The 21,325-nt window shown below is 60.3% G+C and carries 15 protein-coding genes; 5 read left to right on the top strand and 10 right to left on the bottom strand.

Annotated elements, in window-relative coordinates:
* Positions 1–169 precede the first annotated feature (169 nt).
* From KGB14_RS02470 to cbiE, 10 genes are all read right to left on the bottom strand, one after another.
* Positions 170–1,549, bottom strand: a complete 1,380-nt coding sequence (locus KGB14_RS02470; protein WP_223483944.1) for a PepSY-associated TM helix domain-containing protein — start codon at positions 1,547–1,549, stop codon at positions 170–172.
* Positions 1,550–1,675: 126 nt separating this feature from the next.
* Complete coding sequence (locus KGB14_RS02475; protein ID WP_223483945.1) at positions 1,676–3,793, bottom strand: TonB-dependent copper receptor; 2,118 nt, start codon at positions 3,791–3,793, stop codon at positions 1,676–1,678.
* Between the two features lie 84 nt (positions 3,794–3,877).
* Entirely contained in the window at positions 3,878–4,333 is a 456-nt protein-coding gene (locus tag KGB14_RS02480; protein ID WP_223483946.1) for a DUF2946 domain-containing protein, read from the bottom strand.
* A 21-nt stretch (positions 4,334–4,354) separates the two neighbouring features.
* The gene (locus KGB14_RS02485) at positions 4,355–4,834 is read right to left on the bottom strand and encodes a copper chaperone PCu(A)C (protein ID WP_223483947.1); all 480 of its coding nucleotides are present in this window, start codon (positions 4,832–4,834) and stop codon (positions 4,355–4,357) included.
* 48 nt (positions 4,835–4,882) lie between these two features.
* A complete protein-coding gene (locus KGB14_RS02490; protein ID WP_223483948.1) occupies positions 4,883–5,281 on the bottom strand; it encodes a DUF2946 domain-containing protein in 399 nt (132 codons plus the stop codon).
* 116 nt (positions 5,282–5,397) lie between these two features.
* On the bottom strand, positions 5,398–5,721 hold the full coding sequence (locus tag KGB14_RS02495) for a DNA-binding protein (RefSeq protein ID WP_030128266.1): 324 nt from the start codon (positions 5,719–5,721) through the stop codon (positions 5,398–5,400).
* A 4-nt stretch (positions 5,722–5,725) separates the two neighbouring features.
* Positions 5,726–6,061, bottom strand: coding sequence for a type II toxin-antitoxin system RelE/ParE family toxin (locus KGB14_RS02500; RefSeq protein WP_052965863.1), 336 nt, complete (start codon positions 6,059–6,061; stop codon positions 5,726–5,728).
* A 56-nt stretch (positions 6,062–6,117) separates the two neighbouring features.
* Complete coding sequence (locus KGB14_RS02505; protein WP_223483949.1) at positions 6,118–6,843, bottom strand: cobalt-precorrin-6A reductase; 726 nt, start codon at positions 6,841–6,843, stop codon at positions 6,118–6,120.
* Complete coding sequence (locus tag KGB14_RS02510; protein ID WP_223483950.1) at positions 6,840–7,937, bottom strand: cobalt-precorrin-5B (C(1))-methyltransferase; 1,098 nt, start codon at positions 7,935–7,937, stop codon at positions 6,840–6,842. Before KGB14_RS02510 ends, KGB14_RS02505 begins: the two co-directional genes overlap by 4 nt.
* The gene (cbiE, locus tag KGB14_RS02515; RefSeq protein WP_223483951.1) at positions 7,930–9,141 is read right to left on the bottom strand and encodes a precorrin-6y C5,15-methyltransferase (decarboxylating) subunit CbiE; all 1,212 of its coding nucleotides are present in this window, start codon (positions 9,139–9,141) and stop codon (positions 7,930–7,932) included. Before cbiE ends, KGB14_RS02510 begins: the two co-directional genes overlap by 8 nt.
* Positions 9,142–9,285: 144 nt before the next feature.
* Between cbiE and cobG the strand changes: the two genes are divergently transcribed.
* From cobG to KGB14_RS02540, 5 genes are all read left to right on the top strand, one after another.
* A complete protein-coding gene (gene cobG / locus KGB14_RS02520) occupies positions 9,286–10,593 on the top strand; it encodes a precorrin-3B synthase (RefSeq protein ID WP_317851007.1) in 1,308 nt (435 codons plus the stop codon).
* Positions 10,586–11,212 carry a precorrin-8X methylmutase gene (locus KGB14_RS02525; protein ID WP_007937188.1) on the top strand — a complete coding sequence of 209 codons (627 nt, stop codon included), beginning with the start codon at positions 10,586–10,588 and terminating at the stop codon, positions 11,210–11,212. The genes cobG and KGB14_RS02525 overlap by 8 nt, the downstream gene beginning before the upstream one ends.
* Entirely contained in the window at positions 11,212–11,943 is a 732-nt protein-coding gene (locus KGB14_RS02530) for a precorrin-2 C(20)-methyltransferase (RefSeq protein ID WP_183681463.1), read from the top strand. The genes KGB14_RS02525 and KGB14_RS02530 overlap by 1 nt, the downstream gene beginning before the upstream one ends.
* Positions 11,943–13,646, top strand: a complete 1,704-nt coding sequence (gene cobJ, locus KGB14_RS02535; protein ID WP_223483953.1) for a precorrin-3B C(17)-methyltransferase — start codon at positions 11,943–11,945, stop codon at positions 13,644–13,646. Before KGB14_RS02530 ends, cobJ begins: the two co-directional genes overlap by 1 nt.
* Positions 13,647–14,224: 578 nt before the next feature.
* A complete protein-coding gene (locus KGB14_RS02540) occupies positions 14,225–21,304 on the top strand; it encodes a TcdA/TcdB pore-forming domain-containing protein (RefSeq protein ID WP_223483954.1) in 7,080 nt (2,359 codons plus the stop codon).
* The last annotated feature ends 21 nt before the right edge of the window (positions 21,305–21,325 follow it).

Raw genomic sequence — 21,325 nt, forward strand, 5'->3', positions numbered from 1 at the left:
GATGACGCCTTCGCGGGCAAGCCTCGCTCCTACAGGTTGTGTGTCGTACGCAATATTTGTGATCGACACAAAACCTGTAGGAGCGAGGCTTGCCCGCGAAGAGGCCTTATGCTTCAGAGATAAGCGCCAGAAGTCTATAGATCCCTCTAAAACGCGCATCTCGCCTGTTTCATGATGAAGCTGAAGTGGATTCAGTTTGCCGGCTCAAACGCGACAGCAGTACCCGATCCAATACCCACACGACCACCAGCGAAACCCCCACCAACGGAAACATCACCGCCAGCCCGAACATGATGACCATCGCGGTTTTCCATTTCGGCAGGTCGTGACGCAACGGCGGTACACCGAACTTGCCCTGTGGCCGGCGCTTCCACCAGATCACCACACCGCTGACCGCGCTAAGCAAAATCATCAGGCAGATCAGCAGCACGATGATCTGGTTGAACGGGCCGAACATCTTGCCTTCATGCAGCATCACGCCGACTTCCGTGGCCCGCGCGACGTTGCTGTAATGCTGCCAGCGCACGTCGGCGAGGACGTCGCCGGTGTACTGGTCGACATGCAGGGTGGCGTCGTTGCGCGGGTCGTCGGCGAATACGGCGATGGTGAACACGCCGGTGGCCGTGGTCGGGAAGGTGATGCTGTAGCCGGGCTCGACCTTGCGTTGCACGGCGATGTCTTGCACGTCTTGCAGGCTGATGGTCGGCGCCGCCGGGCCGGCTGGCGTGCTGGCGTGAGCCATGTGTTCAGCATGGTCGCCGGACATCGGCATCGGCGTGTTTTCCATGGCCCAGGGCACGGTCTGGCGCGTGGCGCTGTTGAGGCTGCGGGCCTCGACGTCGGACTTCGGCACGTCATTCCACATGGCGACCGGGAAGCGGTTCCAGAGGTCGGCGTATTGCTTGCCCCAGAACCCGGTCCAGGTCATGCCGCTGAGCAGCATCACCAACAGCAAAGCCGCGCCCCAGAACCCGGTCACCGCGTGCAGGTCACGCCAGAGCACTCGACCACGACTGTTCAAGCGTGGCCAGAGAACCCCGGCGGACTGGCCGCGCGGCCACCACAAAAATACCCCGGAGACCACCAGCACGACGCCCCAACCGGCGGCCAGTTCCACCAGCCGATCACCGACGGTGCCGATCATCAATTCGCCGTGAATCGAGCGCGCAATCGCCTGCAGATTCTTCTTCGCATCTTGCTCGCCAAGGATGTCGCCGTGGTACGGATCGATGAACACGTTCAGTTCATGACCTTCATGGATGACGACAAATTGCGCACTGCGTTCGGCATTGACCGGCGGCAGGTACTGTTTGATCCGGCCTTGGGGGTACGCCTCTTTCACCCGCTTGAGCAGGTCATCGGCGGAGACTGTGTGATGAGCAGCCGGGACGTTCAGCAGGCTGCCGTACATCAATGGATCGAGTTGCGGTTTGAACAGGTAGATGATGCCGGTCAGGGCCAGCATCACCATGAAGGGCGCGACGAACAGGCCAGCATAGAAATGCCAGCGCCAGGCCAGGTTGTAGAAATTCGGTTTGGGGTGTTTCATTCGTGTGCTCCGCTAGGCTTGGATCTTTTAGTTGTTTGTTGCGGTTGCTGCGCAACCGATCGCGAGCAGGCTCGCTCCCACAGGTTCAACACTGTCCATGTGGGAGCGAGCCTGCTCGCGATGCTTTTAAAAGCTCATATCAACCTTGGTCCAGAGCGTGCGCCCCGGTTCGTTGATGGCTTGCGGATCATTGGCCGGGAAGCCGAAACCGGCGTTGCCCGCCAGGTTCAAGTGTTCGGCGTAGGCCTTGCCGAACAAATTGTCGACTCCGCTGCTGACCTTCCAGTTCTTGTTGATCCGGTACGCGCCGTTGAGCGAGAACACGCCAAAGCCCGAGCTTTTATCGAAGTCTTTGCCGACCACGTTGCCCTTGTTCTGGTCGATGCGGTTCTGCGCCGCAACCACGCGCCACAAGGCGCCGGCGCTCCAGTTGTCTTCGCTGTAGGTCAGGCCGAAACGTGCATCCAGCGGTGGCATTTGCGGCAGGGCAGTGCCGTCGCTGCTGTTCTTGCCCCAGGCGTAGGCCAGGGTCGCGTCGGCTTTCCAGTGGGCTGTCAGCTTGTAGGCCGCACCGAGTTCGCCGCCCATGATTCGCGCGTCGATGTTCTCGGCTTGCGAGGTCATGCCCATCATCCCCGGCGTGTAGTTGAACAGGATGTAGTCACGCACCTGCCCGACGTAACCCGAGGCCCAGGCTTCGAGGTCTTCGGTCTTGTATTGCAGGCCGAAGTCGAGCTGGGTGGTTTTCTCCGGTTTGATCGAGTCGAACGCATTCAGCGAACCGACGGGGCCGGACTTGGGCGAAAACAGCTCCCAGTAATCCGGAAAACGCTGGGCATGACCGAGGCCCGCATACAGCGTGGTCGGGCTGTCGGCCAGATCATGCTCGTAACGGACAAAACCGCTCGGCAGTGTATCGGCGCGGGTGTCGTCGGCCGTCGGGTTCGGGCGGGCCATCATCCCGGAGCCGATGGTCTGCCGATAATCCTTGGCCGACGCGCGATCCAGTCGCGCACCGGTGATCAACCGATCACGGTCGGCGGCGTACCAGGTCAGTTCGCTGAACACGCCGTAATTGTGGAAGTCGGCGTCCTTGTTGCGCGGCACATCCTTGTAGGCGTCGACGCCCATGGCGCTGCGTTGACGGTGTTCGTTGGTCTGCGCATCCAGGCCACCGATCAGCTGCACATCGGCCCAGCGCCAGGTGGCTTTGATCCGCGCGCCGAGGGTTCGACGGTCGACGTTGGAGGCCATGGGGCCGGCCATCATCCCGGTGCCGGACGGCGTGCGCAGGGTGTAGTTGTCCATCACGTGGTCGGCGTAGTTGTAGTAGACCTGTGCCTCGACCTTATCCAGCACCTCACCGATGTTCGACTGTTCGAAACGCAGGCCCAGGCTTTCGCGCAAGAACTGCGAACCGTCCATGCCGCGCCCGGCGTAACGGGCTTCGCCATCGCCTTTACCGGCGGTCAGTTCCAGCAGGGTGTCGGCGTTCGGGGTCCAGCCGACCGCGACGTCGCCGTTCCATTTGTCATAGCGCGAGGGCACGGTGTCGTTGTTGCCGTCCTTGTAGTCATCGGAATGGGCGGTGTTGCCGATCACTCGCACGTAACCCAGCGGCCCGCCGGCAGCGGCGTCCACCACTTTGTCGAAGCGGCCGTTGGAACCGGCCAGCACGCTGGCGTTCACCCGGGTGCCGAGTTCGCCGAAGCTTTCCGGCTCCCGGTCGAACAGGACGGTGCCGGCCGATGCGCCGGGGCCCCAGAGCACGGTTTGCGGGCCTTTGATGACGGTGAGTTTGTCGTAGGTTTCCGGTGAAATGTACGAAGTCGGCGCGTCCATGCGGCCGGGGCAGGCGCCCAGCATCATGCTGCCGTTGGTGAGGATATTCAGTCGCGAGCCGAACATGCCGCGCAGCACCGGATCGCCATTGGTGCCGCCGTTGCGCACCAGCGCGAAACCGGGGATGGTTTTCAGATAATCGCCACCGTCGCTGGCCGGCACCGGTTGGCGCGGGTCCTTGGGGTTGGTGACGATGGTCAGCGGCGAACTCGGCGCGATGGCGGTGATCACCGTCGGGCTCAGTTCTTCGGTGTGGTCGGTGTGTTCATCGGCCAGCACCATCGGTGTCAGCAGCAAGCCGCAAAGAACGGCGGTGGCGTGCCTGAAACGAACGCGGGATTCGTTCAGGGCAAAAGAAGCCTGGGCAGCGCCCAAACGTGTGTCAGCAGAAAACCTGGACATGACAATTTCCATCGAACAGTCGTAAACGACACGGCCGGCAGCCTGCGGCTGTCTTCTAAACCGTGTGAGATCGGAGGTGGGTGTTTACGCGACGATGGGCGGCGCGCGGGTGCGAGCGCCGGGGAAGAAGGTTTGCCGGGCATGGCCCAGGCGGGTGGCAGGAGTGGTGAAGGTGGTTGTCTGTGGACTGTCGAAGGCGACGAAGGATTGACCGCCAGTGAGCGCCGGGCAATTGAACAGCAGGCTGCAATAGCCGCATTTTTCCCAGAGTGCGTGATGCTCGGCTTTGGGTGGGCAGTGCTCGGCGGCGGGTTGCGCGCCATGCTCCATGGCCGACATGTCCATGGGCATGTCCATCGACATGCTCATGCTCACGGAGGCTTTCATCAGAGCCGAGGCGCGTTGATCCATCGGCATCGACTGAGAAATCAGCGGACCGATAAAGATCATCAGCATGGCGAACAGGCTGATCCAGCTGCCACGCGTCAGGCTCATTGACTGACGACGTTGCACGGATGACCTGGCACCAGGCGGGGGCATGGGCGATTTCAACGCGGGCGATTACTGGGCGTGCATATGCCCTTGCATGCCGTCAGGTGCCTTTTTCTGCACCGCGACCTCGACCGTCACATTGCCGGACTTCTCGAAGTGCATCGTCAGTGGGAAGCGCTTGCCGTCGCTCAACAGGCTGCGGTCTTTCAGCTCCAGCAGCATCACGTGATACGCCATCGGGGCGAAAGTGACTTCGCCGCCCGCCGGAATCTCGACGCTGGGCACTTGCTGCATTTTCATCAGGTCGTTTTGCATCACGTGCTCGTGCAGCTGGGCAACGCCTGCGATCGGCGAGTCGACGCTCAGCAATCGGTCGGCGCTTTTGCCGCTGTTGTGAATCACGAAATACGCTGCGACGGTGGGCGCGTTGGGTGGCAACTCTTGCGACCATGGATGGGCGATCTCAAGCTCGCCAGCCTTGTATTCGTGGGCATTGGCAAAACAGGCAGGCAGCAGCAACGCAGCCAGGACGATGAGTTTGTTCAACATGGCAGTTCTCCAGAACGATTCAAAACGCAGGTCAATTGCGAGAAGGAATCACACCAGAGGGGAAGCGCGGGGGTTGAGACTCGGCCATTGCTGGCGCGGTGTCGGTGTGTCGAGCGTGGCAGGCGGCAGGCTTCGATTGGCCTCGAAACGCGCGAAATACAATTGCGGAGCATGCCCCGGTAGCGCCACTAACGGTGCGGAACCCGAGCAACACCAGCAATGTTGCATGTTGGAATGGTCGTCGCTCTGCGGAGCTTTCTGCTCGATAGCGCCCAGGGAAATCGCCACCAGCTTCGTGCCGCTGGAAGAACAGAAACTGCCCCACAACAACTGCTCGGCAGGCGATTTCGCCGTCTGCGCCATCGCTCCGGACATCGGCATGGCGAGCATGTTGAACAGCACTGCAAAGCAGGCGATCCAGGCAAATGCAAGCCGTTGTCGGGACATGAGGGCAGATCCGGTTGAGTGAGCAATCAGGCGCGGCTATTTAGCCTGATCAGGGGCGATAAGTAAAAAGGCCGCGTGCGGTGTGGTGTCGCAGTAAAACTGCTGATTTGGAGCTGTCAGTGTGCAGGTACGGCATGTACTTGCATATCTACTCCTAGCGTAGCTCGAATAACTGCGAATATTGCGGCGAGGTTATCCATGCTTGGGTTGCCCTTGGCAGATAGCATTCGATGGAGACTTTTGCTGGGTTTTGCCGTTTCCTTCGCCAGTTCTTCGAAGCCGACGGTAGCGTTGACGAGGTCGCGCAATATGATCCTGGCCATTTCCGGCTCACCATTGAGAAACAAAGTAGCAGCCTCATCCAGTAATGCCTGTGCGAACTCAGGATCACGCTTGGCACGTTCGGCAATGGTGTGTTTGTAGCTTCGGGTGAGAGCCATGAAGTTACCTCCGGTTCCGTTCAGCTTTTTTTCGAGTTCGAAATTCGGCTATTAGTGTTTTTGCCTGTTTTATGTCGGTTTTTTGAGTGGACTTATCGCCACCGCCGAACAGGATGATCAGGCGCTTTCCCTCTTGTACCAAATAGATTCTATAGCCAGGTCCCCAATTGATTCGGTATTCACCGAGACCGTCGAACCACTTGATGTTGGAGGTGTTGCCCAATTCCAATCGAACCATAGCGTTGGATACCTTGAGAGCTGCCTGTGGGCTCAAGGTTGAGAACCAACGTCCGAACGGGCTTGTTTCGTTTTCTTGCAAGTATTCTTCGAGTGTGATCACAGGCGGCCTTGAAGGTAACAAATAGGTTACTGTTCATGCAAGCCAATGATCCTGCCTTACGGAGTGAAGGTCGCCAATGCAACAAGTGTTTCTTCAAGCGTCAGAAACTCCCGCTCAACCCCCGGCAACACCGGCCGTTTCAACACCAGCACCGGCACTCCACGCTCCCGCGCCACTTCCAGTTTCGGCTCGGTGGCGGTGCTGCCGCTGTTCTTGCTGATCAGCACGTCGATCTGCCGGCGTTCGAACAGCTCGCGTTCATCCTCGATCAGAAACGGCCCACGCGCGCCGATCACTTCGCAGCGCTCGTTGCCCGGGTAAACGTCCAGTGCACGCAACGTCCAGAATTGCTCCGGCGGGATTTCGTGCAGGTGCTGCAACGGTTCGCGACCGAGGGTGAACAGCGGTCGGCGGAAGGGTTTCAGTGCTTCGATCAGTTCGGCCCAGTCGCTGACTTCGCGCCAATCATCCCCGGCTTGTGGTTGCCAGGCCGGACGCCGCAGGGCCCAGCAGGCGATGCCGCACAATTGCGCGGCAGTGGCGGCGTTCTGGCTGATTTGCGCGGCGTAGGGATGGGTCGCATCCAGCAGCAGGTCAATGCCTTCATCCCGGATGAATTGCGCCAGACCTTCAGCGCCGCCATAGCCGCCAACGCGAACCTGACAGTTCAGATCCGTCGGCACGCGACCGACACCGGCCAGGCTATAGATGTGTTCCGGGCCCAGGGTCCGGGCGATGGCCAGGGCCTCAGTGACGCCGCCGAGCAATAACACGCGCTTCATTGAAAAACTCCCGCATGGCCAACAATCCCGCCCTGGCGATCAATGGCGAACACCTCGACCTGAACCTGCGCTGGCACCACGCTGCGGGCGAAGTCCAGAGCGTGCTGACACACTGCATCGCCGAGCGTGATACCGGCAGCGCTGGCCATGGCCAACGCCTGCTGACTGGTATTGGCTTCGCGGATCGCCTGTTGCAACGCCTCATCCGCGCCGACCGCCGCGGCCCACTCGGCCAGTTGCGACAGGTCGATGCTTGAATGCCGACTGTGCAAATCCATGTGCCCGGCCGCCAGTTTGCTGATCTTGCCGAAGCCGCCGCACAGGCTGAGTTTATCCACAGGCACTTTGCGCAGGTGCTTGAGCACCGCGCCGACGAAGTCGCCCATTTCGATCAGGGCGATTTCCGGCAAGTCGTAGACTCGGCGCATGGTGTCTTCGCTGGCGTTGCCGGTGCACGCGGCGATGTGCAGGTATCCGTTGGTTTTGGCGACGTCGATGCCTTGATGGATCGAGGCGATGTAGGCCGCGCAGGAGAATGGCCGGACGATGCCGCTGGTGCCGAGGATCGACAAGCCGCCGAGAATCCCCAGGCGCGGGTTCATGGTTTTCAGCGCCAGGGCTTCACCGCCCTCGACGTTCACCGTGACCTCGAAGCCGCCCCGGTAATCAAGCTCCTCGGCCAGCAGCGTCAGGTGTTCGCTGATCATCTTGCGCGGCACCGGGTTGATCGCCGGTTCGCCGACGTTCAGCACCAGCCCGGGACGGGTGACGGTGCCCACGCCACGGCCGGCGCTGAAGCGGATGCCCGGTTCGCTGTGCAGGCGCACCTGGGAAAAGAGCAGGGCGCCATGGGTCACGTCCGGGTCGTCGCCAGCGTCCTTGATCGTTCCGGCTTCGGCGCCGTCATTCATCAGCCGACAGAATTCCAGGCGCATCTGCACCCGTTTGCCTTTGGGCAGAATAATCTCGACGGCGTCCGCTTCCACGCCACTGAGCAGCAGGCGTGCCGCCGCGAGGCTGGTGGCGGTGGCGCAGCTGCCGGTGGTCAGGCCGCTGCGCAGCGGGGCGGGTTGTTCGGCGGTTTCGTCACGCATCGAGGGGTTTCGTCACGTCCAGCAAGGTAATCGGCAGCGCCTGACGCCAAGTGTCGAACTCGCCCAGCGGTTGCGCCTGAGCGACGTGAATGCGGGTCAGCTCACCGCCATGCCGTTCGCGCCAGGCCATCAGGGTCACTTCGCTTTGCAGGGTGACGGCGTTGGCGATCAACCGGCCACCGGGTTTGAGTTGCGCCCAGCAAGTGTCGAGCACGCCTTCGCGGGTGACGCCGCCGCCGATGAAAATCGCGTCCGGGCGTTCCAGCCCGGCCAAGGCTTGCGGCGCGCTGCCGCGAATCAATTGCAGACCCGGGACGCCGAGGGCATCGCGGTTGTGTTCGATCAACAACTGCCGACCGTCATCGGCTTCGATGGCCAGCGCCCGGCAGCTCGGGTGAGCGCGCATCCATTCGATACCGATCGAACCGCTGCCAGCGCCGACATCCCACAGCAGTTCGCCGGGTGTCGGTGCGAGGCGGGCGAGGGTAATGGCGCGCACGTCGCGTTTGGTCAGTTGGCCGTCGTGCTGGAAGGCAGAGTCCGGCAGACCGGCCAGTCGGGACAGGCGAGGTGTGTTCGGTTCGGCGATGCATTCGATGGCGATCAGGTTCAGGTCGGCGATAGCCGGGTCAGTCCAGTCGTTGGCGACAGCCTCGATGCGTCGTTCGGCTTCACCGCCCAGATGTTCCAGTACGGTGAGGCGACTGGGCCCGAAACCGCGCTCGCGCAGCAACGCCGCGATGGCCGCCGGACTGTGGCCGTCGTTGCTCAACACCAGCAAGCGCACACCACTGAACACATGGGCGTTGAGTGCGGCGACGGGGCGGGCGACTACCGAAAGCGTCACCACGTCCTGCAACGGCCAGCCCATTCGCGCTGCCGCGAGGGAGCAAGAAGAGGGCGCCGGCAGAATCAGCATCTGCTCGGCGGGCACTTGCCGTGCAAGGCTGGCGCCCACGCCAAAGAACATCGGGTCACCGCTGGCCAGCACACAAACCGGCTCGCCACGCAGTGCCAGTAATGGCTCAAGGGTAAACGGGCTGGGCCAGGGCTGGCGCTCGCCGCGAATGCACACCGGCAGCAAATCCAGTTGTCGCTGACCGCCAATGATCCGCGAAGCGCCCAGCAGAGCCCGTCGAGCGTTCTTGCCCAGGCCCTTGAAGCCGTCTTCACCGATACCTACTACTGTCAGCCAGGGTGACATCTGCCGTCCTCAAAAAAAGTCCGCAAACGGACTGTTCCGACGGGCAGGCTTTTCATGCCGTCGAACAAAGCAGGCATAATACCGCGCCTTCGCCCGCGAAGCGCCTTTCCCACACAGCCGGTCGCCCCTTTGAACGAACGCCCGATGTCCACCGCCTTACGCCCCTCGGCCTGCCCGGGGTTGCTGCGTATCGTCCAGGCGCTGGATGGCGGCATCTGTCGGATCAAATTGAACGGCGGTTCGATCAGCGCCGCCCAGGCTGAAGCGGTGGCCAGCGCAGCCGAACGGTTTGCCGGCGGCGTGATCGAGGCGACCAACCGGGCCAACCTGCAGATTCGCGGGATTGGCAGCGAACAGACGGCCTTGATCGACAGCCTGCTCGCCGCAGGATTGGGCCCGCGTACCGCGGCGGGTGACGATGTGCGCAACCTGATGCTCAGCCCGAGCGCCGGGATTGATCGGCAGATGTCGTTCGATACGCGCCCGCTGGCCGAACAGATCCTCACCAGCCTGCAAAGCCATGAGCGTTTTCACCAATTGAGCGCCAAATTTGCCGTGCAACTCGATGGCGGCGAAGGCCTGGCGATGCTCGAACATCCTCACGACCTGTGGTTGAGCGCCGTTGAGCAAGAGGGCGCGTGTGTGCTGGCTTTCGGGCTGGCGGGTTGTCCGACGCAGACGCCGTCGGGCGCGGTGCGACTGGAAGACGGGCATGCGCTGGTGATCGCGGTGCTTGAGCTGTTCCTTGATCTGGCGCGTCCCGACCAGACGCGCATGCGTCACCTGCTGGCCGAATACCCGGTGGCCGGGTTTGTCGCTCAACTGGCCGAACGTGTGCCGTTACTGTCCAGCGTGATCGCGCCGCGCGTTATGAACTCTAACGTTTCGCATATCGGCGCTCATCCTCAGCGTGAAACCGGTCGTGTCTATGTCGGCGCGACGCCGCCTCTGGGCCGGCTCGATCCCGCCATGCTTCGGGGCGCGGCACAACTGGCCCGTGAACGGGGCAATGGCAGTCTGCGCTTCACGCCTTGGCAAAGCCTGCTGTTGCCCGATATCCACGAACGCGATGCCGCTGAAGTTATCCACAGCCTGGAAAATCTGGGCCTGCGCTGTTCGGCAGACGACGCCTTGGCGCATCTGATCGCCTGCACCGGTTCGGCGGGTTGCGGCAAAGGCCTGTCCGACACCAAGGGTGATGCCCTGCAACTGGCGGCGTTGCTGCAACATCACGGCTCAATCCTGAATGTGCATCTGTCTGGCTGCGCGCGTTCCTGCGCGGCGGCGCACATCACGCCAGTGACCTTGCTGGCAGTCTCACCCGGTCACTACGACCTCTATTTTCGCGATGCAGCGCAGCCGGGTTTCGGCGCGCTGCATGCACGCAACCTTACTATTGAAGCGGTCGCAGCCTTGCTCGACGCCCGCTCACGGAGCCCCCTTGATGCTTGATTACATCCGCGACGGTCAGGAGATCTATCGCAACTCCTTCGCGATCATTCGTGCCGAGGCCAACCTCGCGCGCATTCCGGCCGATCTGGAGAAACTCGCGGTGCGGGTGATCCACGCTTGCGGCATGGTCGAGGCCATCGACGGTCTGCAATTTTCCGAAGGCGCCGGCAAGGCCGGGCGCGATGCACTGGCGGCCGGCGCGCCGATTCTGTGCGACGCGCGGATGGTCAGCGAAGGCGTGACCCGCGCGCGTTTGCCCGCCAATAACCCAGTGATCTGCACCCTGCGCGACGACAGCGTCCCGGAGCTTGCCCGCGAGTTGGGCAATACCCGTTCCGCCGCCGCGCTGGAGCTGTGGCGCCCGCACCTGGAAGGCAGCGTGGTGGTGATCGGCAATGCGCCGACCGCGTTGTTTTATCTGCTGGAAATGCTCGACGCCGGCGCGCCGAAACCGGCGCTGATCCTCGGCTTCCCGGTGGGCTTCGTCGGCGCCGCCGAATCCAAGGCGATGCTCGCGGCGGACAGCCGTGGCGTGCCCTTTGTCATCATGCAAGGCCGGCTGGGCGGTAGTGCCATGGCCGCCGCCGCCGTCAACGCCCTCGCCACGGAGATTGAATGATGCAGCAACCTGGACGTTTGATTGGCCTGGGCGTCGGCCCCGGTGATCCGGAACTGATTACCGTCAAAGCCCTGCGGTTACTGCGCGAATCGCCGGTGGTGGCGTACTTCGTCGCCAAGGGCAAGAAAGGCAACGCCTTCGGCATCATCGAAGCGCACTTGCAGGACGCACAAACCCTGCTGCCACTGGTTTACCCGGTGACCACCGAAGCGTTGCCGGCGCCGTTGTCGTACGAACAAGTGATCAGCGATTTCTACGATGCCGCCGGTGAGCAACTGGCCGCGCATCTGGATGCGGGCCGTGACGTGGCGGTGATCTGCGAAGGCGATCCGTTCTTCTACGGCTCTTACATGTACCTGCACGATCGTCTGGCCGAACGCTATGAAGCCGAAGTGGTGCCGGGTGTCTGCTCGATGCTCGGCGGTGCGTCGGTACTCGGTGCACCGCTGGTGTATCGCAATCAGAGCCTGTCGGTGTTGTCGGGTGTGCTGCCCCACGAAGACCTCAAGCGGCGACTGGCCGATGCCGATGCCGCGGTGATCATGAAACTGGGGCGCAACTTCCCCAAGGTCCGTCAGGTGCTCGAAGAACTCGGTCTGGCGCAGCGTGCGCTGTACGTCGAGCGCGCGACCATGGCCAATCAGAAAATCGTGCCGCTGGATCAGGTCGAGCCGATGTCCTCGCCGTACTTCTCGCTGATCATCGTTCCCGGTGAAAGGTGGCAAGGCTGATGGCCCATTCCGCTCCGGCGATTGTCATTCTCGGCAATGGCAGCCTCGCGACCGCGCGCAAGATTCAGCAGGTGTATCCGGGCGCACTGATCCATGGCCTGGCCGAACGGGTCGAAGGCGCGGACCGTGTTTATCATGAGTTCGGCGCGACCCTGCGCGAGCTTTATCAACAGGACTCGCCGATCATCGCGCTGTGCGCCGCCGGGATTGTGATCCGCACCCTGGCGCCGTTGCTGCTGGAGAAGGGCGCCGAACCGCCGGTGCTGGCCGTGGCCGAAGACGGCAGCGCCGTGGTGCCATTGCTCGGCGGCCTCGGTGGTGTGAATGTCATGGCGCGCGCGATTGCCGCCGGCCTCGACGTCGCGGCGGCGATCACCACCAGCGGTGAGCTGCGTTTCGGCACCTGCCTGCTCAACCCACCCAGCGGCTATGCCTTGGGCGATCTGGAGCTGGGCAAGCGCTTCGTCTCGGACTTGCTGGCCGGCGAACACGTGCGCATCGAAGGCGCTGCGCCCTGGTTGGCGCAAGCACAGTTGCCAGAAGATCCTCAGGCGCATTTGTCGATCCATGTCGGCAGCGCCGAACGGACGCCGGTAGCCAATGAACTGCTGATCTACCCACGCAGTGTGTTGTTGGCGGTCAGCGTCAGTGTGGCGGATTTGCCCCAGGCGATTCGCGCGGCGTTGCGTCAGGCCCAAGTCGCCGTTCAATCGCTGGCGTGCCTGCTGGCGCCGGTCACGGAGATGGCCAGCCCGGCGTTGCGCGAAGCGGCGCTTGAGTTGGGTGTACCGCTGCGTTTTGCGGCGCCCGCCAGCGATGCCGGCGAGCTGGCTCGCGGGGCTGTTCCCGGCGCCACGATTATCCCGATCGACTCAAACCTGGCGCTGGCGATCGCTGAGCAACCGCTGGACATCGCGCAGATCGGCCGCCCTCGTGGTCGACTGGCGGTGATCGGCCTGGGCCCGGGCGCCGCCGAACTGATGGTGCCTGCGGTGAAGGCCGAACTGGCCAGAGCCACTGATGTGCTCGGTTACGAAACCTATGTGCGCATGGCCGGGCCGTTTCGGCCGGATCAAGTGTTGCATTGCACCGACAACCGCGAGGAGATGCAGCGTGCCCGTCACGCTTTCGAACTGGCGGCCCAGGGGCGTTCGGTGATTGTGGTGTCCTCCGGTGACCCCGGCGTGTTCGCCATGGCGGCCGCCGTGCTGGAAGCGTTGCACGAGTCGAGTGACCCGGCCTGGCACAGCGTCGATCTGGAGATCCTCCCAGGGGTTTCCGCTTCGCTGGCGACGGCTGCTCAGGCCGGTGCGCCGTTGGGGCATGACTTCTGCGTGATGTCGCTGTCGGACAACCTCAAGCCGTGGTCGATCATCGAAAAGCGTCTGGACCTGGCCGCCGAAGCCGATCTGGCGTTGGCGTTCTACAACCCGATTTCCCGTTCGCGACCGTGGCAGTTGGGCCGTGCCCTGGAAATCGTCGCACAGCATCGCACGCCGCAAACCCCGGTGGTTCTGGGCCGTGATATCGGCCGGCCTGGCCAGACGCTGCGGGTCACCACGCTTGGCGCGCTCACGCCGGAGCAAGTGGACATGCGCACCATGGTGCTGATCGGCTCGTCCACCACCTGCGTGTTCCCCCGCGCCGAAGGTGGCGATTGGGTATACACACCGCGCTGGTATGGCACCAAGCCTGCCTCCTGAATCACAGCGGCCCCGTCGGGGCCGCCTGTCATTAAAGGTCCCCACCCTTTGGCGGCCGTCCTTTCATTTCGATTGTTTCGGCGATTGAAATGTCATCTATTTCAACAGTTGTTGTCGGATCTATTACTCCTGCCAAGAAGAAATTCGACAGTCGTTTGTTGCTGCTTTCCACTGTTCGTGTAGTCCTTTTCTTTAGTTGGATACCTCAATCTTGCGCGTGACGGGTAAAGCCGTCTGTTTGTTGCAGGGTTTCAGGGTTCTGGCTTGTGTGTGCGTTTATGTGACTGCTGCAATATGAAGTTTTATTTTTTTACAAGTTTGGCTGCGTTGAAATTAATTGAATTTCTTCACGTTTGAAGTGCCGGTTCACACGATTTAGTTTGTCTCGTGTGAAGCACTTGCTTTGCCCTGTTAGTTTGGTTTTATTCGAAAAGAATACGAGATGTTTGGCGGGGTTGCCGGGCGGTATTTGTACGCCTGAGAAATAACGATCTTCATTGTTGATAGATGCCGGGAGGCCTGTTTGGTGTGCCTGGTATTCAACCTTTATTTGCATGTATTGATGGCAGGAGAGCATTTTGTCTAATAATAATTTCTATGCCCCGCACGTGGGTGGCTACGTGAAGTTCATTAATCTGGTTAAAGTTGCTGAGCTTGAGCACGCTTTGATTTCGCACAAAGGGACGGCCGAATACGACGCTGTCTTCAGGTATTACTTTGGCTGCATCGGTTTGCTCGATTCTCCCAGGCTGCTGGAGCCGCTGGGCCTGTTGAAGCAGGCTTTGGCTTCTTTCATCGTGCCTGTCGACCGACTGCGGCGAACCACGGAATCAATTCCCGAGCGCGCAGCGCCTGACCTGACCGATATCTACGAACGAATTGAAGGTTTCGAAGTTCGTCTCGCGAGCGGGGTCCGGCAGTTGCAAACTCCGGCAACCCAAGTGCCTGACAACTTGCACTTCGTCTGGCTCGGCGGCGGGATCGGAGATATTCAACGCGACTATATCAACCTCTGGAAACAGACGTTGGCCGGGCAGGGTTACACCCTCAAACTTTGGTATGACAGCGATGCGCTGCTGGCTTACGAAACCAACCGGATTATTGTCGAGGCGGCCAAGGCTGATGCCATGCTTAATGGCGGGCAGGCCAGTAGCAGCGCTATTGAGCTGGGCGACAAGTATGAAGAGCGGGCCATCGCCCTCAAGCAACAAATGTTCGCGCACATCAGTAAAGCGATAGAACACGGCGAGAACGCAGACGACGCCAGAATCAGCTTGCTGGTTCGCGGCTATGGTCAGAATGAGGAGCGTTTGAATGTTCTGAGGGAAAGCAATCGCCGTAGCCTGTTGGCGTTGGGTGAGGGCGGTATGGTTCTGCGCGATCTCGCCACCGAGGCGACTCCGCTTTACTTGCAAGATATCTACGAGCGAGAAATCAGCTTGCGCGGCAATTTTGCTGCTGCCTCCGATGTTGTACGCGCCGAGGCGCTGTTCGCCGAAGGTGGCAGCTACGCCGATGTCGATAATCTGCCGCCTCTGTTTGAAACGCTGGGTGGTGTGGATATCAGCCGGTTCGGTTCGGATGCACGCCTGGGTGTTCTGCAGTTGATACTGGATGAACAACCCGAATGGATGCCGGGACGTCAGGCTGCGCGCGGCAGGTACACACGCTTCTTCGAGCAAATCCCCCTGGAGCATCGCGCGGAGTTGGAGCGTTTCGCCCGAAGCCGACCGCAGATCAGCGATGTTTTCCACGCGCCGGCAGAGCGCAAGGTTCGGCCGGATGGGCTGCGAGCCGTCGCCGAACAAAGCTCGTTGAGTAATGCGTTCATGATGGCTCATCCCGGTTCTGCAATGCTCAAGGCCGTTCTTGACCGTTTCAGGTTCAACTATGAAGTGGTCGATGCCACCGCTCGGTTGGCCATTGAAAGAAAGATTGCGTTTATCGACGCTGAAGCCGTCAGTGGCCTGGCCGAAGAGGTAGTCGAGAATAGGTTCGGCCCCTTGCATGAACTGTCGATGGAGGAAGAAATAGCGGTCAGTTTCCTGGTTGAAGCCGCCGCTGCGTACTACAGCGACGGTATCCGTCCCCAGAGCGAAGTGACGATCTATCTGACCGGGCCTGCTGCGATGCGCGATGGACTGGCGGATTACGAAAAGATGCACTTCACCCCACGGGGCGCTGAAGCCTCGCGGGCTGAAGTCGCTATTCCAGCCATCGCGACCGTCAATCGGGCGACCGAGGAAGAGTTGGACCACTCCTGGAAGGAGAACGAGAGCGATACCACCCAATGGCTGAAAAGAGAAAAACAGCGTTGGGAGGAGGGGCAGTTCAAGGCGCGCTATGTCGGCAAACTGGATCAGTTACTCAGTAACCAGACAATCCTTTTCGATAATGGCTGGCCAGTGATCGAAGGTCGGCATGTGTTGTCGACGGACCTGCTGCAGTCCCTGGCGGAGAATCTTGGCGAACCATTGTTGCAGGCAATGAGCCAGCGCGCCGAGGGTGAAGTGACGTTCGAACAGCAACTGCAGCTGGGTTTCGATGAGCGCCAATCCATCATTGCGCAAGCGGTTGAGCTCCCGCCGCCGGCGTCTCCCAATGAGGCGGCGACGCGGGATTTGCCGATCGATGAAATGCTTCGCCAAATTGCCAAGGGATCCTTGCAGGTCGAGCAACTGAACCCTCTGCAACGGTTGTTGATTGGCGCGCTGGTGGGGGCAAAGGCACTGGATCAGCGCAGCTTTGATGTGGCCAGCGCCGGGTTGGAGAACCTGACCAATACGGTGTCCGAATTGGGCGTTTCTCATCGTTATGGGGCCATTGAACAGGAGCTGTTCAGGCAGAGCCATCCGGCGTTCCTGGCAGGGTTGGCGGGTACTTCCAACCCGTATGCGACCCTGTCCGAAACCAGTGTCGAACTCAAGCGGCAGGCACTCGACCAGCCGCTGACCCTGATCGAGTGGGGGCGCCGGGTCGCGAAAATTCAGCACGTGGCGAAACTCGAATACCGCGACCGGATCAGCGAGCAAATGGGAGAAGTGCTGGCAAGCTTCGATCACGGCAGTTTCAAAATGGTGCCACAGGACTTGTTGCTCGAAGGCGCGGGCGACCGGGTCGCCGGGCGCTGTTACCCGTTGGCGTTGGCCATGGCGGCAGCGCTTCACAATGGCAACAACGCGGCAAACACCCTGCGCGAACGTTTTTACCTGGCCGTCACTGACCCCGAGGCCGGTGATTCAAGGGCGTTTGTGAACTTGATCGAAGAGTTGCGTGATGTCCCTTTCAACGACATCGGCAAACCGTTGATGCGCTCTGATCTGACTCGGGTCGTCGCGATGCTGGAAGAGAAAACGGCCACCACGACCCTGATGCTCAACTCGGATAACCACTCGATGCTGGTGGCGAAAACCTTTGAAGGCGAGCACAGCATTTATCTTCTCTATGACCCGAATTTCGGGATCTTCGAATTTGCTACACCACTGGCGTTCAATGATGCATTGACGCACTTTTTCATCAGCAAGCAGATGGCTAGCCATTACGCAGCCTTTGGCGATGCGCAGCGGCCGACCTTTGATTTGATCGAGCTCGACGGGGCGGGCTTGAACAAGAGGGTGCTTGCGTCCGGTATCGAAGTGTCGAGCTTGTCCAGGCCCGGCGCTTTGCCTGAACAAACGCTGTCACGGGTTCGACAACGCGTGGCCAGCGCCCGTGGGCGATCGCTGGTGAACAATGCAGTGCTGGGCAGCTCTTTGCGGGAGCTGGATGCTCATTGGTGGGGAGAACAGATCGCCCAGGCGACAAGGCAGTTGCAGACCCGGCACCAGTTATCGCCGGATACTGTCCCGCTGTTCGAGACGCTGGAGGTTACGCCGAGCGGAGAATACAAGATCAGTCTGGTCGATCCAAAAGTTGGGCAGACCATGGCGCGTGTCACGACGGATGATCACCGGTTCCTCAGGATAAAGGCGTTTCTCTCTGGGGTTTTCAGGACATTGGCCAGCCAACAACAATCGCCAGTCCCCGGCTCCGATCCGACTGACGCGGGCAGTGTTCATACGCTTAATGCCGGCTTCACCATACAGGCTTTGATGAACGCGCTGCGACAGCATGAAGGCGCGGCAAGCGGTGGTGACAATGCGTTGACCACCGCTATTCGCCTGCATGCTTATGTGAGTTATGCCCAACTGGCCCATGGCAACGTGGTGGACGTCATCGGCATTGTCAAACTGGTTCGCCTGGCACTGGACGATGAAAAACTGATCGCCCGGACCAGCGTACCGATTGTGCAAAAAGCCTTGGGGCATATTGCCAACGAAGGGGTGGGGACGGTGTTGGGGCTGGTGAATGTCGGGTTTGATATTTACCAGCTGAGCCATGCGACCAATGACATTGAAAAGGCGCAGTTCGGGACACAGTTGGCGTTCGACTCCGCCAGTGTAGTGTTGGCTGCCGCCGGCCTGGGCGCCGCAGTTGTGGGTGCGGGCACGGCTGCTGCGGTATTGGGGGGCGGCGCAGTGATTCTGGGCGGGCTGGCGGTGGGCGTTACTGCGCTGGCAGAAGGCTTTGCGACCATTGCGGAGGAGGCCAAGGAGGTCGGGCTGTTCTTTGACGGGCTCGAAAAGGCTTATTTACAAGGCGGTTATCACCTGGATGCTGTTTCCAATACCTGGATTGCGCATCCGCTGCTGGTATTCGCCAAACTGGATTTGCGTGAATCCACCGTTCGTTTTGACAGCCCGAAGTTGTTCCCGCTGCGAGACCATTTCGGGGTTCCGGATTTCGATGTGGATTACGCACGTGCCACCGATATTCGCCAGGGCCTTGAATTGCCCGACTCTGCACATTTCTCACCGCAGGCCGGGCAAACGATCGTGCTGCCCTGCACGCCCAAAACCTGGTACGGCTACGAATACAAGTGGCTGCCGTTTGTCACGTTTCGTCATGATGCTGGATTTGATACGGCACGTCGTCTGGAGAAAAAGAACGCACAGGGGCAATGGCAGTTTCTGTTTTCGTTTTACTCGTTTCCCGGTGACTACGTTGTCAACCGACTGAACCCTGTCTACAGACCGACAGTTTTCAACATTCGTCTCGACAATGTCGAGCGCTCGCTGGTGGTGCCTGCTTTACCCAAAGTCTGGCATGGCCTGCTTACCTACCGGATTGAAAGCGCGGGCGCGCAATGTTCCGTGCTGCTCAATCCAGGCGTCAGCCTTGAGCTGATCACACCGTTCCACATCGCAACTCGCTGGGTGCTGCTCGTCCCCTGGCTGAAAGAGGCAGATATCCGGATAGAACCTTTGGGTCGCCTTGTGGCTGCCACGTTGGGTGTGAAATTTGCGGGTGACGGCGTTCACGATGTATTGCTCAAGCTGGCTGGCAACAAGATCATGCGCGTTGATCTTGTTGACCTGCGGTTGGAGGAGGTCGAAGAGGATGCGGACCCGGCTCTCGGGGAGCAAGCGTTGCTGGATCATTTCAAGTCTCTGGCCCGTGAACACCGACTGATCATGCCTTATACCCCCGTTCATAAGTTCGTGGTTCCGTTCGAAAATCCGGACGAACCCAGGACGGTCGCCGCGTATTACGACTCGGCTCAAGATCGTTTTCTGTATATACGTGACCCGCAGGTGCTACTTGCCGAAGAGGTTATATTGGGGGCAGTGGTCGAGGGCTCGGCCTACTTCTATCACCGCGAGTCTTTCTACGTCTGGCAGGTTGATGCAACCACGGGAACGCTGATTCGGCGCTATTGTTTGCTTGTAACAGGTGCCCCGACGAGTGTTCGCTGTGAGGTCAGGGCCGATGGCGGTATTCAGATCGTGCAGCAACTCACGCCAGAGAACGGCCCGAACGCTGAACTGACCTATCTGATCCATGACGGGGCCGTGTGGCTAAGCTCGATCACCCTGGGGCTGGTTCCAGCACTGCAGCCAGTGCTGGACGCGGACACATTAACGGATTGGAAGCAGGTGCTGGGCGGCTATGTCTTGTTGGAAGAATCAGCGAATACCGTGAACTGGCGTCCTGCTGCACTGGTATCGATTTGTTGGCAGCTGGAGGCTGACTTTCGGGATCTGATCTGGGTCCGGGACGTTGACGGCTTGATCATCCGCGCACCTGCCAGGCGTCACCATTTGCGGGGATGGAAAGACTCAATCAAGGCATTGACCGCTCTTCTGCTTCTCGCCCCCGCTGAGGTCAAGGGTAATGTGTTTGTCACCTACGACAAGCCTGCCGAAAGACTCGTGCGACAGCAAAGGTCGATGGTGGATGGTCGCGCCCAATGGTCTTCCAGAGACATCACCCCCAAGGGGTTGAAAAATGTTGTCGCCGTTGAGCAGGGCTATCTCGTACTGACCGACTCCGGCCTGTTCTTTAACATGACGCCGGACGGGTACCTGCGCTTGGGCGGGCTGACCGAAACCTGGTTCAACAACCGACCCCAGTGGTGGTCCGCACTGGCAACGGTGACGGCACAGTACCCGGTGCCGAACTTTGCCATCCTGGGTTTGACCAGCTCCCAGGACGATGCCGGTTTGTGCGCCTGGTACCTTGAGGATCGACTGCTGCTGGCGGACCTGGGCCATGGGAAAGAAGTACGGCTGCTGAGTATTACCCCGGACAACCAGGCCGTCTGGCTGTTCGATCTTTCAACCGGCATGATTGTTCGCCAGGGTTTCATCGATCCGGACCACTTGAGCGCGGCATTTGCCCTGGGAACGAAGCTGTTACAGGCTGAGGCATTGCCGGCCCCCATGCAGGAATGGGCGCCCTGGACCTTTATCGACGTGACGGTGGAAGGCGCCGGCCTGAGGGCAACGACGCTTGAAGGCATAGAGATGGATTTACAGCACAACGAACCGGCATGGATTACGGGTGTTGATTGCCATTGGGTCGCTGCATTGGAAGGTGAGTTGCTTGAAGGTCTGGCGGCGCTGGCGAACGAGCATCGATGCGCTGATTTTCTTTCCGTCAAAGACCCTGACTGCTTTCAGTGGTACGTGGTCCGGACCGGGCGCTTGATCCGGATTCCGACGATCGCTCTTGCGGCGCAATACACGTTGGTGGGCACCCAGAATCAAACCAATGTGATGCTGCACGAGCGTGGGGATGGTTTTTTGCACACCTTCCCGCAACAAAACACGGTCGGGCCGCTCATTTATATTCAGCGAAACGCCGAAGTACTAACGGTCGAAGGGGATACGAACAAGGACCTGCTCCCGTTGATTGCCGATGACGTCAGCATCCTTGTTCTCAAAATGGGTCAAGGCGCAACAACCAGCCGGTTAACCAGAACGGCGTGGTTGAAACTTGAGTCGGTCATCGTCGATTGCCGCTATGCACTCGATCACCCGCCTTCGGTGCCAGGGAAATTGATCTGGGATATCGTGGTTTCGGATCAATTGTGGGTGAGTCGGGTCGATGAGCACTTGGTGATTGTTGATTCCGACAGCGGACACAGTTTGATCTTTCGTCAGGTCTTTGCGGTGGATCCCGCCCTGCGTGGCGATGTGTTTCTGGCATTGGGCGGCTATCAATCCTTTGCGGTATCGACACTGGTCAGTGCCCTGCACGCCAGAAAGTACAGCTCCAATAGCGTATTGCTCAATACACTTTTGCCGCTCGGAAAAGTTGAAGCAGTCGCCAGCTAAATTCTGAAAGCCACTCACGCA

This window comes from Pseudomonas sp. A-RE-19 (assembly GCF_019956555.1).
Lineage (GTDB): Bacteria > Pseudomonadota > Gammaproteobacteria > Pseudomonadales > Pseudomonadaceae > Aquipseudomonas.